This is a genomic window from Brucella sp. TWI559 (genome assembly GCF_039674265.1).
GTDB classification, from domain to species: domain Bacteria; phylum Pseudomonadota; class Alphaproteobacteria; order Rhizobiales; family Rhizobiaceae; genus Brucella; species Brucella chromiisoli.
Genome location: NZ_JBDJNE010000001.1, coordinates 636635 through 651649 on the forward strand (window position 1 = coordinate 636635; position 15015 = coordinate 651649).

A 15015-nucleotide genomic window follows, 5' to 3' on the forward strand; every position below is an offset into this window, starting at 1 on the left:
ATTAGCGATCAGATATTTCCCAGCGCGGGTTAATCCATGGCTCTTGGTTGGACCTTGCCAAAGGCGTGCGACCCAGAATGTGATCTGCCGCTTTTTCGCCGGTCATGATCGACGGGCCGTTGAGATTGCCGTTGGTTATACGCGGGAAAATGGACGAATCCGCGACCCGTAATCCCTCAACGCCAATAACCCGGCATTCAGGATCAACCACGGCCATTGGATCGTCAACTGATCCCATTTTGCAGGTTCCGCAAGGGTGAAATGCACTTTCCACATGCTCGCGAATGAAATTGTCGATCTCATCATCCGATTGAACATGCGCGCCGGGTTGGATTTCTGCACCACGATAGGATGCAAACGCATCCTGCCCAAAAATCTCTCGGGTTAACCGCACGCAATGACGGAAATCGGCCCAGTCATCCTCGTGCGACATATAATTGAACTGAATGCGTGGCTTTTCGCGTGGATTGGCAGAGCGAAGCGTCACACTACCACGCGATTTTGAGCGCATTGGTCCGACATGTGCCTGAAAGCCATGGGATTCTGCTGCTGCCTTGCCGTCATAGCGGATAGCGACCGGCAGGAAGTGATATTGAATATCCGGATATTCGACACCCGCTTTCGAACGCACAAAGGCGGCAGATTCAAAGTGGTTTGTCGCGCCGTCACCAGTTTTGAAGAACAGCCATTGTGCCCCGATCATGGCTTTGGAAAACAGGTTGAGTTTCGAGTAGAGCGTGATCGGCTGCGTGCATTCCTGCTGGATATAGACTTCCAGATGATCCTGCAGGTTTTGGCCAACACCGGGCCGGTCAGCCAGCACTTCAATGCCGTGTTCTTTAAGCTGCGCAGCTGGGCCAATGCCCGAAAGCATCAGCAGCTTAGGCGAATTAATAGACGATGCGGCGATGATGACTTCGCGCCGCGCGCGGATGGTCGAGAAGCTTCGGCCTGCTTCGATCTCAACACCCACGGCGCGCTTGCCTTCCATCACGATTTTGCGCGCCAGTCCTTTGACGAGCTTTACATTAGGGCGTTTGAGCGCAGGTTTGAGATAGGCATTTGCAGCAGACCAGCGACGTCCATTATGAATCGTCTGCTCCATCGGACCGAAGCCTTCTTGCTTCTCGCCATTATAATCGTCTGTGACTTCAAAGCCCGCCTGTTTTCCTGCATCAACAAAGGCCTTAAACAGCGGGTTGTCGCGACGTCCACGCTGAATATGCAACGGGCCATGGGTGCCGCGCCAGCCTTCCTGCCCGCCGTGGGAGTTTTCCATCCGTTTGAAGTAAGGCAGTACGTCCGCAAAGGACCAGCCGCGTGCGCCGCTTTCCGACCAATGATCATAATCGCGTGCATGGCCGCGCACATAGACCATACCGTTGATGGATGATGAGCCACCAACCACCTTACCACGTGGTGTCACCAGACGACGCCCACCGATATGTGGCTCAGCTTCTGTTGAAAAGCCCCAGTCATAGGTTTCCATATTCATGGGGAAGGAGAGGGCGGCAGGCATCTGGATCAGCGGACCAATGTCCGGGCCACCGAACTCGATGACGATGACCGAATGCTGGCCGTCTTCCGACAGGCGATAGGCAAGGGCCGAGCCAGCGGAACCTGAGCCGATGATAACGAAATCCGCTTCCATTTTTATTTCTCCGCCGCAAGCTGAACAGCGATGTAATCTTCGACAAGCGCAATCGCTGAATCTGCATTGGGCGCATCGGCGCCGAGGGCGTGGCGGATATAAAGCCCATCGATCAGTGCACCGGCACCTTCCGCAATACGGTTTGCACGCTCGCGGCTGGTGAGTTGCTCCAGCGCGAAGACAAAATTGGAATGCAGACGACGCGCATAGATGCGCAAAAGCCGTCTTGTGTCTTCGGACTGCTGCGCATGGACGTAGAAAGTCAGCCAGGCTGCAATGGTCTCCTGCGCAAACTGTGACGCCGAAAAATTGACGGCAATGATTGCTGCTAAACGCTGATGCGGGGTTTCCGCAAGTTTCACAGCCGCATTCAGATCGCTACCCAGCTCACGCAGCAAATGGCGCATGGTGGCGAGAATAAGCTTGTCCTTGCCGCCAAAATAATGATGCGCGAGCGCAGGCGAAACGCCGGCTTCATGCGCAATCTGCGCAACCGTCACGTCCAGCGAACCACGCTGGCCGATTGTACGAATGGCAGCGTCGATCAGTTCGCGCCGCCGTAAAGGCTCCATCCCGATTTTGGGCATAATCGTCATCCGGGTTGAGGGTGAGTTTGAATGCATTTTATATTTGATTGACTGATCAATCAATAAAAACTCTTGATGCAGAAAAATGCGAATTAATTTCGCCGCGTATGAGGCCAAATCTGTGGGCTTGCGGGAAATAGTGGCTCTGGATACATTCAGACGATGAGCAGAGCTTTCACCAAAGAACAGGATGACGCGCCGACGGATCTCGGCGAACGTCCCATTAGTCCGCATCGCAATCTCGTCACGGCCAATGGCCTGAAGATGATTGAAGACGAGCTTGCGCGTCTTCATCGCGAACTGGCAGAGGCGAATATTGCAGGAGAGCGTTCGGCAATTGCCCGTCTTTCGCGTGATCTCCGCTACTGGACGTCACGTCGCGAAACAGCAGAACTATCCGTGCCCGAGCCGGATAGCGATGTTGTGCGCTTTGGCATGACGGTGGAGCTGGAAAACCTCGATGATGGTGGCACGCGGGTATGGACCATTGTTGGCGAAGACGAGGCCGACCCAGCCAGCGGCAAAATTTCCCACGTTTCGCCTGTGGCCATCATGCTTTTTGGCAAGCCGGTGGGCGATGTTTTGAAGATCAATGGCAAGGACTGGGAGATTCTGGCTTTCAAGATATGATTTACAGCCACCCTTTTCGGCGGAAATAGAACAGCGGCAGAAGCGCTGAGGCCACCATCAGGCCCAGCGCCATCGGATAGCCCCATTGCGAATGCAGCTCCGGCATGAACGAGAAGTTCATACCGTAGATGGATGCGACAAGTGTCGGCGGCATGAAGCCCACGGCTGCAACTGAGAAAATCTTGATGATTGCGTTTTGCTCGACAGAGATTAGACCGACAATCGTATCAAGCAGGAACGTAACTTTATTGGATAGAAAATCCACGTAAGCGACGAGCGACTGTGTATCGCGCTCCAGCGATTTGATCCAGGAACGTGTGTCTTTTTTGGTCGCAACAGGGCTGTTGATCGCAGACAGATAGACAAGCATGCGACTGACGCCAGCAAGACTTTCCCGCATTCGCGATAGAAACGTACCCTGTCCGCCGATCTGCGTGAGAATATTCCGGAAATCCTCTGTCGTCATTGGCCGCGCCTTTGGTTGGCGGCGATAGATCGAATGTGAGGCTGCATCAATTTTGCCAGCAACACTTTCCAGTATATCCGCCAGACGGTTAGTGGTTGCCTCAATAATGCCAAGCATGATCGAAAGACCGGAGCATTTGGCGTTCGGGATCAGACCATTTCCGGGTTTGGTCGCGCGGTTGATATAAATGCTGACTGATTTGGGATCGGCATAGCGCACAGTGACCAGTCTTTGCCCGTAAAGGACGAATGTAACGGGTGCGAGCTCACGGTGATCCAGATCGACCGCATGAAGGATCGGCACCGTCAGATACTGCGCGCCATTTTCCATGTAGAATCGGCTCGATTCTTCAATTTCCGTCATGTCTTCGCGGGTAGGAATCGAGATGCCGGTCCATGCTTCAACGACGTGATCTTCATTGACGCCCGGTGCGAGCAGATCAATCCAGATAATATTATCAGGCAAAGGCGTGCCGGGCTCTACCTCGACACGTTCAAGATGATCTCCATTAAGGCAGTAAAGATTGATCATGCGGCACCCGATTGCGAAGTCTGAAATTTTACCCGCCACATTGCGTTAAAAATGTTAACGGAATGCGGCAAGCAGCTTCATAGCGGTATTTATCACAATGTTTAAGCTATTGCTCCAGGTGTACGATGTAGTACACCGCTGTCTTGTGATGAGATTGAAATGAAAGGTGCTGGCGATATGAGCCACACAAACCCTGCGGCTGAGGCCTCACTGGTTGATGCTGAAACAGACAGCGTGCCGCAACCGCCTGAGCCGGAAAAGCAAAGCAAAGCGCTGCGTATCCTTCTTGGCCTGAGCCTTGTTCTGATCGCGGCAAACCTGCGGCCTGTTTTCTCCAGCGTGTCCGTGCTGTTGCCTGAAATCATCGACGCAACTGGTATGTCGGGTGTGGCGGCAGGTGTTTTGACGACCTTGCCGGTGGTTTGTCTCGGGGTTTTCGCGCCTTTTGCGCCGCGCCTTGCGCAGCGCTTCGGTGCTGAAAAAGTTCTGTTGTTTGTGCTTGTCGCTTTGACGATTGGTACGGCGATACGCGGCATCGGAAATTCAGCATCACTTTACATAGGCGCGACACTTGCAGGCGCCGCAATTGCTACGGGCAATGTGTTGCTGCCGGGCGTGGTGAAACGCGATTTCCCAAAAACCGCAGCTATCATGACCGGGCTTTATACAATGGCGCTTTGTGGCGGCGCGGCAGCAGCGGCCGGTTTCACCATTCCGATTGAGCATATGCTGGGTGGTTCTTGGAACCTGGCCCTGGCCTTCTGGGCTTTGCCGGCAGCACTTGTTTTGGCACTTTGGTTGCCACAAGCCTTGCGCGCAAAACACAATGTCGCACATTCTGGCTTTAAGGTTATGGGCTTGTGGAAAGACAAGCTTGCATGGCAAGTCACGCTGTTCATGGGGCTTCAGTCTTCTATGGCCTATGTGGTTTTTGGCTGGCTCGCACCGATTTTGCGTGAACAGGGACTGAGCGCAACCGCAGCCGGAGGGCTGGTTTCATTCTCCATTATGGTGCAGGTCATCACCTGTCTGGCAATCCCGTCGATTGCGGTGAGGCAGAAAAGCCAAAGCCTGCTCAATGTTGTGCTTTGCATGAGCGCAGCACTCCCGCTGATTGGCTTTCTTTATCTGCCGCAATGGAGTTTCTGGTTGCTTGCGATCATTCAGGGCTTCGGGCAGGGCGGTCTTATCGCTGCGGCCATGATGGTGATTGTCTTGCGTTCGCCGGATTCGCATACGGCGGCGCATCTTTCCGGTATGGCGCAATGCATTGGTTATACACTGGCTTCCGTCGGACCGCTGGTGGTTGGACTGATTCACAGTGCGACGGGTAGTTTTGCGGCCTGCGGCCTCTTTTTTGCTTTGATTGGCCTTGGCGCTGCGATTAATGGCTGGGGCGCAGGCCGGTCAAAACATGTCGGCGTAAAAGTCATACAAAAAAAATAAAAAAAGTCCCGGAAGACCGGGACCTTTGTTTTACAATAAGAGCTTATATGAACTGTCCGAGACCCGGAATTGTACCGATCACGGCGTCTACAGGTTCATCGCCAGCCTTTTCTTTTGCAAAGCGAATGGTTTCTTTGGCAACGCCAGAGATTTCACCCATGCCGAGGCCAGCACCCATGAGTTGCGAGCCGAGGCCCATAACACCACCCATCAGGCCGGACAGGAGTCCGCCGCCCTTAACCTGCGAAATGGCTTCTTCCGCGCCGGGGAAAGCTGCGATCAGCTGCTGAACCTTGTCGGCTGGACCTTCCTTTTGCAGAAATGCCAAAATCATACCAACGGCTTTCTCCGCCGTTGCCGCATCAATGCCAACATTGGAGGTGATGCGTGCAATCAGTTCATCCATAGAAAGTCTCCCAAAATCTTACGTTTACGTAATATGCATTGTCATCGGGACTTTGCAAGCTTTCATGGCTTAAAATAATTCTGTTTTTAAAAACTTAGCGCCGTGAAATTAAACAGCAAAGCAGAAAATTCGCTTAATCATTGTTGCAGCGCGATGGTGCTTGTATAACCTGATGTAAGTAGATCTTTTACGGAGCGACCTGCCTGATGACTGTCGACGATGCCATTTTCCTTGGTGCAAGCCGCAAACCAGATGATTCTTATCAGCAGCCCGAATATCTGGCGCTGAAATATGGTAACAGGCACGGCCTTGTTACGGGGGCGACGGGTACGGGTAAAACGGTTACGTTGCAGGTTTTGGCCGAAAGTTTTTCGGCGGCAGGCGTTCCAGTTTTCTGTGCGGATATCAAGGGTGATTTGTCCGGCATTGCCGCGAAGGGCGTGCTCAATGATAATCTGAGCAAACGCGCCGAAGAAGTTAAGCTTGATCCATATGAAATGCGGGCATCGCCGGTCATTTTCTGGGATATATTTGGTGAGCAGGGTCATCCGGTCCGTGCGACGATTTCCGAAATGGGGCCGCTGCTGCTCTCACGGCTGATGAACCTGACCGACGCGCAGGAAGGCGTTTTGAACGTCGCTTTCCGTTTGGCCGATGAAGAAGGTCTGCTGCTGCTCGATCTGAAAGATTTGCAGGCAATTCTTACAGAAATGGCTGAGCGTTCAGCGGAGCTTTCGGCCAAATATGGCAATGTCAACAAAGCCTCCGTTGGTGCGATCCAGCGTTCGTTGCTGGTGCTTGACCAGCAGGGCGGCTCAAAATTCTTTGGCGAACCAGCGCTGCGAATCGCGGATTTGATGCGCACCACGACAGATGGTCGTGGCGTTGTCAGTGTGCTTGCGGCGGATAAGCTGATGATGAGCCCGCGTCTATATTCGACGTTTCTGCTTTGGCTCATGTCGGAATTGTTCGAGGAGCTCCCGGAAGTGGGGGATCCCGATAAACCAAGGCTCGTCTTCTTCTTTGATGAAGCGCATTTGCTGTTTGATGAAGCGCCGAAGGCACTTGTCGATCGCGTGGAGCAGGTGGTGCGCCTCATTCGCTCGAAAGGCGTCGGCGTTTATTTCGTAACACAGAACCCGCTTGATGTGCCGGAAACGGTGCTCGCGCAGCTTGGTAATCGTGTGCAGCACGCGCTTCGTGCTTATACACCGCGCGAAACCAATGCTTTGAAGACGGCTGCGGATACATTCCGTCCAAACCCAGATTTCAAGACGTTTGAGGCGATTACCAATCTCGCAACGGGTGAAGCGCTTGTTTCGACCTTGCAGGCGAAGGGTGTGCCCTCAATGGTACAGCGCACATTGATCCGCCCGCCAGCTTCGCAGATTGGCCCATTAACGCCTGAAGCGCGCGCCCGGATCATCGCGGCAAGCCCGGTTGCCGGTCAATATGATCAGGCTGTCGATCGCGATTCTGCCTTTGAAATGCTGGCGCGAAAAGCGCAGGCCGCAGCAGACGCGCAGCAGAAGGCCAAGCAGGAGGAATCCGGTGAAGGTGGCGGTCTTCTCGGCGAAATTATGGGAACCGCATTTGGGACCGGTGGTCGCCGGTCGGGTCGTCAGACGGTCGCTGAAACGGCTATGAAGTCCGTGGTACGTTCCGTGAGCACATCGCTTGGCCGCGCATTGGTGCGCGGCATTTTGGGCAGTTTTAAACGCTAAACGCTGGTGAAGTAAAAAAGCCCGGAGGAAACTCCGGGCTTTTTTGTATCAGATCACCACGATTGGTGATTTTGGCGGAACGCGGTTGTAAAGATCGATAATGTCCTGGTTCATCAGACGTACACAGCCTGAAGAAACGGCTTTGCCGATTGACCACCACTCCGGATTGCCGTGCAGGCGGTAGATTGTGTCTTTGCCATCCTTGAAGATGTAAAGCGCGCGTGCGCCAAGCGGGTTCTTGAGACCCGGAGCCATGCCGCCATTGCGCGAGCTATAGGGTTCGAGTTCTGGCTGACGCGCAACCATTTCATCCGGTGGCGTCCAGCGTGGCCATTCGCGCTTGTACTGAATAACAGCGCGGCCTGACCATGCAAAGCCGTCACGACCAATGCCGACACCGTAGCGCATTGCCTGACCGTTGCCGAGCACCAGATAAAGGAAGCGATTGGCCGTATCGACGACGATTGTGCCCGGCATTTCGCCCGTTGGATCCTGAACAACCTGACGCAGATAGCGCTTGTCCATTTTCTGGATCGGAATAGCCGGAAGCTGATAGCCGTTGTCTTCAACCGCTGCATACATGGATGCCCAGCTTCCGTAAGAAGCGTCGACATTGGCTTGCGGTGTCTTGTTGATAGGATTGCCATTGGCATCGACATCAATGATGGGAACATTCTGCCCCAACTGAGCACAACCGGCGAGGCCGGCCGCCGCTGTTGCTGTCATGGCCGTCAGAAAAGAACGGCGGGTAAGAGTCGTTTGCATATGAAAACCATTTTGGTGGCGGGAGGATCTGTGGATATAACTACAACGGTCAGGGTTAATTAAGTGCGACCAACCCGTTGCTGTGGTCACAAATTACGCGGCGATAACGATGCTACAGACATTTCGTTCCGCATTTATTGGTCGCAAAACGCCCGATAAATGTGACCGCCAGGGGTTCATAATAAGGCTTAAAAGTGGCTGATAGGCCGCTATGGGGCGTGTGTTGCCGTTGCGACACAACTTTGGCCGCAACAGGCCATTGTCACCCAATTTGGATTGATCAAGTTTGGGTGAGTTTCAGTCGAGCAGTTGCAGGCTCGGTAAGATGAGAGCGGGAGGATAGTGCCTGTACTCGTCTGGCTGATTGGATCGGTTGATCCAGACTGCACGCATTCCGAATCGCGCAGCCCCTGCCACATCCCAGCGATTGGACGATTGAAATGAAATGGCAGACGGATAAAGCCGCCACTGCATTGTGACGAGTTCATAGACAGATGGCGACGTCTTATATCGTCTCACACGATCTGCAGAGATGATATCATCGAGCAATTCATCAAGGGCGGATGATTTGACGGCGGCTTCAAGCATGGCAGGTGAACCATTGGACAGAATAGCCAACCGCGCGCCGCGATTTTTCAGGCTTTTAAGGGCCGCAGGGACTTCTTCGTAACAGTCCAGTTTCCAGTAAGCCTCAAGCAGGTCACTGCGAAGCGTCGGGTCGACGGACGGATACCGTGCAAAGGCGAAATCAAGCGCTTCTTCCGTGAGCTTCCAGAAATCGCGATATTCGCCCATCAAGCTCAGTGTCCACGAATATTCGAGCTGCTTTGTGCGCCAGAGCAGGGAAAAAGCCGCCCCATCCGGTCCTGCCTTTTCCTCATAACGACGCACGGCAGAATGCACATCGAACAATGTGCCATAAGCGTCGAAAACATAGGAACTATAGGACACCGGTTTTCTCCCTTTGGGCATTTATCTCAAAAAAAATAGAATGGCCTCTATCCTTATGCAATTTCAATAAAAATTCATCGAGTTGCATGGCAAATTTAGAACATGCGCCATTGCCGCATGAACCGTTGCGGCCTATGTAGATTGCGCACGCAAGTTTTCGGGCATGTATTCACACTGCCCCCAGTCGCTGCCTGTTGTAAGCTGAAAGACAAAGAGGAGAGTTCCAATGGCTTTTGAACTGCCCGCCCTTCCATACGATTATGACGCACTTGCTCCGTTCATGTCGCGCGAAACGCTCGAATTCCACCACGACAAACACCATCAGGCTTATGTTACCAATGGTAACAAGCTGCTTGAAGGTTCCGGCCTCGAAGGCAAGAGCCTCGAAGAGATCGTCAAGGAAAGCTTCGGCAAGAATCAGGCACTCTTCAACAATGCTGGCCAGCACTACAACCATCTCCATTTCTGGAACTGGATGAAGAAAGACGGCGGCGGCAAGAAGCTGCCAGGCAAGCTTGAAAAGGCAGTCGAATCCGATCTCGGCGGTTACGACAAGTTCCGCGAAGACTTTATCGCAGCTGGCGCTGGTCAGTTCGGTTCGGGTTGGGCATGGTTGTCGGTTAAAGATGGCAAGCTCGAAATCTCGAAGACTGCAAACGGTGAAAGCCCGCTTGTTCACGGCGCAACGCCAATCCTCGGCGTCGACGTATGGGAACATTCCTACTATATCGACTACCGCAACGCGCGTCCGAAGTACCTCGAAGCTTTTGTGGACAGCCTGATCAACTGGGATTATGTCCTGGAGCTTTACGAAAAGGCATAATCTGCCGTTTCATAATGAGCTTTAAACCCCGCGAAAGCGGGGTTTTTATTTGCTGATCAAGAATTGCATAAAATATGATTTTTATATTCATGATTATGGGTGCTCGTTCATAGATTAGGCCGCAACGCTGAGAGTGCTTAAACAATAGTATTTTAATCATGATTTTCACGTTAACGTGAATATATTGTAATATTCGATATAATATCAGCATGTTGTTTATTATTGTCACCATTTATTAGGTGCGCTTGTTGCAAAGGCGGTGAACGTATCAGATATTTGCATAGGGGTGATTTTCATCCATTTTCAACTGCGGAGGACCGTATGCGTTCATTTTTTCTGGCTATCAGCTCAGTGGCTCTTTTGACCGCCGGCGCAGCCCATGCCGATGCGATTGCAGACCGTCAGGCAATCATGAAGGATATGGGGCGTTCTGTTGGACAGCTCGCACCGATGGTGAAGGGTGATAAGCCTTTTGATGCCGTAACCGCTCTCGCAGCCCTTGAAAAGATCAACGCTGATGCGAAGAAGTTTGACGTTGATGCCTTGTTCCCAGCCGGTTCTGATCAGGGTGACACGGAAGCTTCGCCAAAGATTTGGGAAAACAAGCAAGACTTCGTCAAGCACGTTGAAAAATTTCGCTCTGACGCAGCCGCAGCGCTCGCGGCCAAACCTGCTGATCTTGATGCTTTGAAGCCAGCATTTCAGCAGGTTGCAGCCAATTGCGGTTCCTGCCATCAGGCCTATCGGGTGAAGAAGAATTAACATCAGCACAACAATGGCCCGTAAAATCGCATATGCCGCAGGCGCTGTAATCATCATTGGTGCAGCCTCCTTTTGGATGCTGACAACGCCACAGACGGTGGATCAGTCGGTGATCGCATCCTTGCAGCCGGGTGATGTTACAAATGGCGAGCAGGTGTTCTGGGCAGGGGGCTGCGCTTCCTGTCATGCGGCGCCCGAAGCAAAAGATGAGGACCGAAAGCTACTCGCCGGGGGCCACGAATTGGTTTCGGATTTTGGTACCTTCATTGCCCCCAATATTTCTCCGTCAGAAGAGGGCATTGGCAATTGGACCCTGCACGACTTTGCCAATGCAATGCTCAAAGGAACAGGGCGGGCAGGGGAGCATCTCTATCCATCTTTTCCCTACACATCTTACGCAAAAATGCAGCCGCAGGATGTGGCAGACCTGTTTGCCTATATGAAGACTTTGCCTGCGTCTGATAATGTGACGGCACCGCATAAGCTCGGATTTCCGTTCAATATCCGTCGTGGCTTGGGGCTTTGGAAGCAGCTTTATCTGTCCGACAAGCCGGTGGTTGAACTGACAAATGTGTCTGATCAGGTCAAGCGCGGTCAATATCTGACCGAAGCGCTTGGTCATTGTGGCGAGTGCCATACGCCGCGCACTGTCATTGGCGGGCTTGATGATACGCAATGGATGGCCGGTGCTCTGTCGCCTGAAACGGGCAGCGACGGTCGCAAGGGTGTGGTTCCCAATATTACTTCTGGAGAGGGTGGTATTGGTAATTGGAGTGAAAATGATATCGCCTATGCACTGCAAAGCGGCTTCACACCTGATTTTGATTCACTCGGTGGATCAATGGCGGATGTTGTAACCAATATGGCGCACCTGACAGATGCCGATCGCGATGCGATTGCTGCTTATCTCAAAACCATTCCGGCGCATTCAAACGGCTATCCATCCAGTCGCTGATTACCGCTTTGTACAGCGCACAACCGTTGCCGCTCCGGCACTCGTGTACTTGCTTTGCATGGTATAGAGCCAGCCTTTGCACTCTGCCATTGTCGTGAAACAGCGGTAGCGATCAATCGGCACGCGCCCGTCACCGTCACTGATAAAGGGCGAATCGTCCACACCGCTGAACTGACCGACAATGATACCGCTGCCGCGTGGTGGCGTGTTGCAACGCTGCCCCGCATATTCGCTGACATTTTTGCGCACCTGAGCTCCAGCCTGTGTTGCTGGAGCCAACAAAGGAAAAGCAATAAGAGCGGTCAAAAATGCGCGATGCATGAACTGATCTCCGCGTGTATTGATCTAGACAATATAAGCTCAATAAAAACTCCCGGCAATTGATTTGCCGGGAGTGATTATAAATAAGGCCGCTAAGCTTTTCCGACTGCTTTCAGCGCAAAAGCATAGGTGTAAGCGACTTCCTCCAGTCGAGAGAACCGGCCTGATGCTCCGGCATGTCCGGCATCCATATTGATGCGGAAAAGAACTGGGTGCTCGTCTGTCTTAAGCTCGCGCAGTTTCGCAACCCACTTGGCAGGTTCCCAATAGGTAACGCGCGGGTCGGTCAGACCAGCCACTGCCAGAATGCGCGGATAGGCGTGCGCGCGGACATTATCGTAAGGCGAATAGGACGCGATGTTGCGGTAATCGGTTTCCGAGGTGATCGGATTGCCCCATTCCGGCCATTCTGGCGGCGTCAGCGGCAGTGTATCATCGAGCATGGTGTTGAGAACATCGACAAAAGGCACTTCCGCGACGATGCCGCCAAAGGCTTCCGGTGCCATATTGGCAATCGCACCCATCAGCATGCCGCCTGCCGAACCACCATGGGCGACGATGCGATCATGGCTCGTAAAGCCTTCGCTGACGAGGTGTTTTGCTGCCGCAATGAAATCCGTAAACGTGTTGGTCTTCTTTTCACGTTTGCCGTTTTCGTACCAGGCAAAACCCTTGTCCTTGCCGCCACGAATATGGGCGATGGCATAGACGAAGCCACGATCAACAAGCGACAGGCGCGAGGTGCTGAAACTTGCTGGGATGGTGATGCCGTAAGAACCATAGCCATAAAGCAGGCAAGGGGCCGAACCGTCGAGCTTTGTATCCTTGTGATAGATCAGCGACACAGGCACCAACTCGCCATCCGCTGCCGGAGCAAGGACGCGGCGTGTCACATAGTCAGCAATATTATGGCCTGATGGGACTTCCTGCGTTTTAAGCAGCGTGCGCTGACGCGTGCGCATATTATAATCAAACAGCTGCTCAGGCGTGGTCATCGAAGAATAGGAGAAGCGAATAACATCTGTATCATATTCCGCGCTGCCATGCAGGCCAAGCGAATAGGCTTCTTCGTCGAATGCAATCGCGTGCTGCTCACCGGTTTCGCGATCACGGATAATGATGCGTGGCAGGCCATTGTCACGTTCCATCCAGACCAGATGCCGCTTATAGGCGGAATGCGACAAGATCAGGCGTCCCGGTACTTCTGGAACCAGCTCTTCCCAGTTTTCTGGTTGCGGTGCCGATGCGGGCGCGCGCATGATCTTGAAGTCTTTGGCGCTGTCAACATTCGTCAGAATGAAGAACTCATCGCCGCCGGGCGCGATATCGTATTCAACACCCGTTTGGCGCGCCATGATCAACTGCGGTTTTGCAGATGGATCGTTGGCTGGCAACAGCCAGCATTCCGAAGTCTCGTGATCGTGAATATCGATGAAGATAAAATCATCCAGTGCAGAACCGCCAACACCGAGGAAGAAACCGGCGTCCTTCTCTTCATAGATCAGCTTATCCTGCGACTGTTCAGTGCCGATTTCATGGTAAAAGACCTTGGAGGGGCGATGGTTTTCATCCAGCAAAGTATAGAAAAAACCTTTGCTGTCTGCATCCCAGCTTCCGCCGCCGTTGGTATCCGACAGAATATCTTCGAGATCCGACATGGTGCTGAGATCACGAACTCTGAGCTTGTAGAACTCTGATCCCTTATCGTCATAGCCCCAGATCAAGCGATTGTGATCGGGCGAATGATCGGCGGACGCGAGGCGGAAATAAGCTTTATCTTCCGCTTCCTTGTCGCCATCGAGCAGAATGGTTTCATCACCGCCATCGCGTGGGGTGCGAATGAAGTAAGGCTGCTCGCCGCCGGTCCGGAACGACATGCCATAAGCATAGGGACCGTCCTTTGACGGAATCGATGAATCGTCTTCCTTGATGCGACCACGCATCTCGGCAAACAGCTGCTTCTGAAGCGCTTCTGTATTTTTCATGAGCGCTGTCTGATAGGCGTTTTCTGCCTCCAGATGATCATGAATTTCAGGCGCCAGAACAGACGGATCCTTGAAGACCTCCTGCCAGTTATCGGCGCGCAGCCACGCATAATCATCGGTGCGGGTGATGCCATGGCGTGTATCGCTCGCAGGATGCTTTGGTGCTTTTGGTGGCTGAAGAAAATTGGTGTCGTGTGGCATGTAAAATCCAGTAAAAAGCAAATGAAATCAGTCCGAACCGTTGTGCCGTTCCGGACTGTTAAACACAAGAATTAATCCTGATCGAAAATCAGTGCATTTCCGTTCATGCAATAGCGCAGGCCGGTTGGTGGCGGACCATCGGGAAAGACGTGGCCCAGATGCGCATCGCAGTCTGAGCAGCGGATTTCAGTGCGGGTCATACCATAGGAATGATCTTCAAATGCAGAAACGGCATCAGGTTCAATCGGCTGATAGAAACTTGGCCAGCCAGTGCCTGATTCATATTTCGCTTCCGACTTGTAGAGCGGACGATCACAACAAACGCATCGATAGGTTCCATGCAGCGAACTGTCGAAATTCGGGCTTGAAAAAGCGCGTTCTGTGCCGTGCTGGCGTGTGATCTGATACTGAATGGGCGTGAGCTGTTCCCGCCATTCGGCATCAGTCTTAACAACCTTAAGATTGCTTCTCTGACTGGTAGAGCTTGACATGGTTTTGTCCTCTCTTTGGCGTATTGCAGTGTAAGACTGCCAGTTGGTTCTTGTCAGTTTAGAGCACTGATGTGATTCAATCTGATCAAAGCGCGCTCCGGGGTAAGTGCTTCAACCCACTGATAAATCTTGTCTACGCTAATCGGGCTCAATCTGCTGATGTACGTATGGCGAATATATAGTTGGTGACACCGTTGAATGCGAGTTTATTTAATCAAAATATATTGTACTCTGGCCTTTTTGTTGCCCGACTCCTTGTTCAGGGTCTCACGTGAAGAATGATATTTGTTTTAGCTTATGGTAAAAGACTTATCACAAAA

At 52.6% G+C, this 15015-nt stretch carries 15 protein-coding genes; 6 read left to right on the top strand and 9 right to left on the bottom strand.

The features are described from left to right. Position 1: 1 nt before the first annotated feature. The gene (gene betA / locus ABE530_RS02980; protein WP_265983154.1) at positions 2 to 1651 is read right to left on the bottom strand and encodes a choline dehydrogenase; all 1650 of its coding nucleotides are present in this window, start codon (positions 1649 to 1651) and stop codon (positions 2 to 4) included. 2 nt (positions 1652 to 1653) lie between these two features. Continuing rightward, on the bottom strand, positions 1654 to 2238 hold the full coding sequence (gene betI / locus ABE530_RS02985; protein WP_265983155.1) for a transcriptional regulator BetI: 585 nt from the start codon (positions 2236 to 2238) through the stop codon (positions 1654 to 1656). A 162-nt stretch (positions 2239 to 2400) separates the two neighbouring features. On the opposite strand from betI, the gene ABE530_RS02990 reads away from it, so the two are divergent. Then, a complete protein-coding gene (locus ABE530_RS02990) occupies positions 2401 to 2868 on the top strand; it encodes a GreA/GreB family elongation factor (RefSeq protein ID WP_265983156.1) in 468 nt (155 codons plus the stop codon). A 1-nt stretch (position 2869) separates the two neighbouring features. Here ABE530_RS02990 and ABE530_RS02995 read toward each other — a convergent pair whose 3' ends face one another. Beyond that, positions 2870 to 3865, bottom strand: coding sequence for a magnesium transporter CorA family protein (locus ABE530_RS02995; protein ID WP_396996436.1), 996 nt, complete (start codon positions 3863 to 3865; stop codon positions 2870 to 2872). Between the two features lie 177 nt (positions 3866 to 4042). Here ABE530_RS02995 and ABE530_RS03000 point away from each other — a divergent pair, with 177 nt between their 5' ends. Then, on the top strand, positions 4043 to 5311 hold the full coding sequence (locus tag ABE530_RS03000; protein WP_265983853.1) for a CynX/NimT family MFS transporter: 1269 nt from the start codon (positions 4043 to 4045) through the stop codon (positions 5309 to 5311). Between the two features lie 43 nt (positions 5312 to 5354). Here the strand turns inward: ABE530_RS03000 and ABE530_RS03005 are convergent, their stop codons facing one another. Then, positions 5355 to 5717: a DUF2267 domain-containing protein gene (locus ABE530_RS03005; protein ID WP_499693528.1), complete on the bottom strand. Its 363-nt coding sequence runs from the start codon at positions 5715 to 5717 to the stop codon at positions 5355 to 5357. 206 nt (positions 5718 to 5923) lie between these two features. Between ABE530_RS03005 and ABE530_RS03010 the strand changes: the two genes are divergently transcribed. Continuing rightward, on the top strand, positions 5924 to 7441 hold the full coding sequence (locus ABE530_RS03010; RefSeq protein WP_499693529.1) for a helicase HerA-like C-terminal domain-containing protein: 1518 nt from the start codon (positions 5924 to 5926) through the stop codon (positions 7439 to 7441). 48 nt (positions 7442 to 7489) lie between these two features. On the opposite strand, the gene ABE530_RS03015 is transcribed toward ABE530_RS03010, so the two are convergent. Continuing rightward, positions 7490 to 8206 (bottom strand): L,D-transpeptidase, encoded by a 717-nt coding sequence (locus ABE530_RS03015; protein WP_265983161.1) that lies wholly within the window; start codon positions 8204 to 8206, stop codon positions 7490 to 7492. Between the two features lie 297 nt (positions 8207 to 8503). Then, positions 8504 to 9157, bottom strand: a complete 654-nt coding sequence (locus ABE530_RS03020) for a haloacid dehalogenase type II (protein WP_265983163.1) — start codon at positions 9155 to 9157, stop codon at positions 8504 to 8506. Positions 9158 to 9383: 226 nt separating this feature from the next. Here ABE530_RS03020 and ABE530_RS03025 point away from each other — a divergent pair, with 226 nt between their 5' ends. The 3 genes from ABE530_RS03025 to ABE530_RS03035 all read left to right on the top strand — a co-directional run bounded on the left by ABE530_RS03025 (position 9384) and on the right by ABE530_RS03035 (position 11697). Further along, positions 9384 to 9980, top strand: a complete 597-nt coding sequence (locus ABE530_RS03025; protein ID WP_265983165.1) for a superoxide dismutase — start codon at positions 9384 to 9386, stop codon at positions 9978 to 9980. A gap of 321 nt (positions 9981 to 10301) precedes the next feature. Then, positions 10302 to 10742, top strand: coding sequence for a c-type cytochrome (locus ABE530_RS03030; protein ID WP_499693530.1), 441 nt, complete (start codon positions 10302 to 10304; stop codon positions 10740 to 10742). Between the two features lie 13 nt (positions 10743 to 10755). Further along, positions 10756 to 11697, top strand: a complete 942-nt coding sequence (locus ABE530_RS03035) for a c-type cytochrome (RefSeq protein WP_499693531.1) — start codon at positions 10756 to 10758, stop codon at positions 11695 to 11697. Here ABE530_RS03035 and ABE530_RS03040 read toward each other — a convergent pair whose 3' ends face one another. From ABE530_RS03040 to msrB, 3 genes are all read right to left on the bottom strand, one after another. Continuing rightward, complete coding sequence (locus ABE530_RS03040; RefSeq protein WP_265983170.1) at positions 11698 to 12018, bottom strand: hypothetical protein; 321 nt, start codon at positions 12016 to 12018, stop codon at positions 11698 to 11700. Positions 12019 to 12110: 92 nt separating this feature from the next. Continuing rightward, positions 12111 to 14204 carry a S9 family peptidase gene (locus tag ABE530_RS03045; RefSeq protein ID WP_499693532.1) on the bottom strand — a complete coding sequence of 698 codons (2094 nt, stop codon included), beginning with the start codon at positions 14202 to 14204 and terminating at the stop codon, positions 12111 to 12113. Between the two features lie 71 nt (positions 14205 to 14275). Then, on the bottom strand, positions 14276 to 14695 hold the full coding sequence (msrB, locus tag ABE530_RS03050) for a peptide-methionine (R)-S-oxide reductase MsrB (protein WP_265983173.1): 420 nt from the start codon (positions 14693 to 14695) through the stop codon (positions 14276 to 14278). Positions 14696 to 15015 lie beyond the last annotated feature (320 nt).

Bases quoted from the DNA above. Each gene is read 5' to 3' on its own strand.
- ABE530_RS02990 (WP_265983156.1), top strand. From the start codon at position 2,401: ATGAGCAGAGCTTTCACCAAAGAACAGGATGACGCGCCGACGGATCTC.
- ABE530_RS03045 (WP_499693532.1), bottom strand. From the start codon at position 14,204: ATGCCACACGACACCAATTTTCTTCAGCCACCAAAAGCACCAAAGCAT.
- ABE530_RS02995 (WP_396996436.1), bottom strand. From the start codon at position 3,865: ATGATCAATCTTTACTGCCTTAATGGAGATCATCTTGAACGTGTCGAG.
- betI (WP_265983155.1), bottom strand. From the start codon at position 2,238: ATGCCCAAAATCGGGATGGAGCCTTTACGGCGGCGCGAACTGATCGAC.
- msrB (WP_265983173.1), bottom strand. From the start codon at position 14,695: ATGTCAAGCTCTACCAGTCAGAGAAGCAATCTTAAGGTTGTTAAGACT.
- ABE530_RS03015 (WP_265983161.1), bottom strand. From the start codon at position 8,206: ATGCAAACGACTCTTACCCGCCGTTCTTTTCTGACGGCCATGACAGCA.
- ABE530_RS03010 (WP_499693529.1), top strand. From the start codon at position 5,924: ATGACTGTCGACGATGCCATTTTCCTTGGTGCAAGCCGCAAACCAGAT.
- ABE530_RS03030 (WP_499693530.1), top strand. From the start codon at position 10,302: ATGCGTTCATTTTTTCTGGCTATCAGCTCAGTGGCTCTTTTGACCGCC.
- ABE530_RS03005 (WP_499693528.1), bottom strand. From the start codon at position 5,717: ATGGATGAACTGATTGCACGCATCACCTCCAATGTTGGCATTGATGCG.
- ABE530_RS03000 (WP_265983853.1), top strand. From the start codon at position 4,043: ATGAGCCACACAAACCCTGCGGCTGAGGCCTCACTGGTTGATGCTGAA.
- ABE530_RS03035 (WP_499693531.1), top strand. From the start codon at position 10,756: ATGGCCCGTAAAATCGCATATGCCGCAGGCGCTGTAATCATCATTGGT.
- betA (WP_265983154.1), bottom strand. From the start codon at position 1,651: ATGGAAGCGGATTTCGTTATCATCGGCTCAGGTTCCGCTGGCTCGGCC.
- ABE530_RS03040 (WP_265983170.1), bottom strand. From the start codon at position 12,018: ATGCATCGCGCATTTTTGACCGCTCTTATTGCTTTTCCTTTGTTGGCT.
- ABE530_RS03025 (WP_265983165.1), top strand. From the start codon at position 9,384: ATGGCTTTTGAACTGCCCGCCCTTCCATACGATTATGACGCACTTGCT.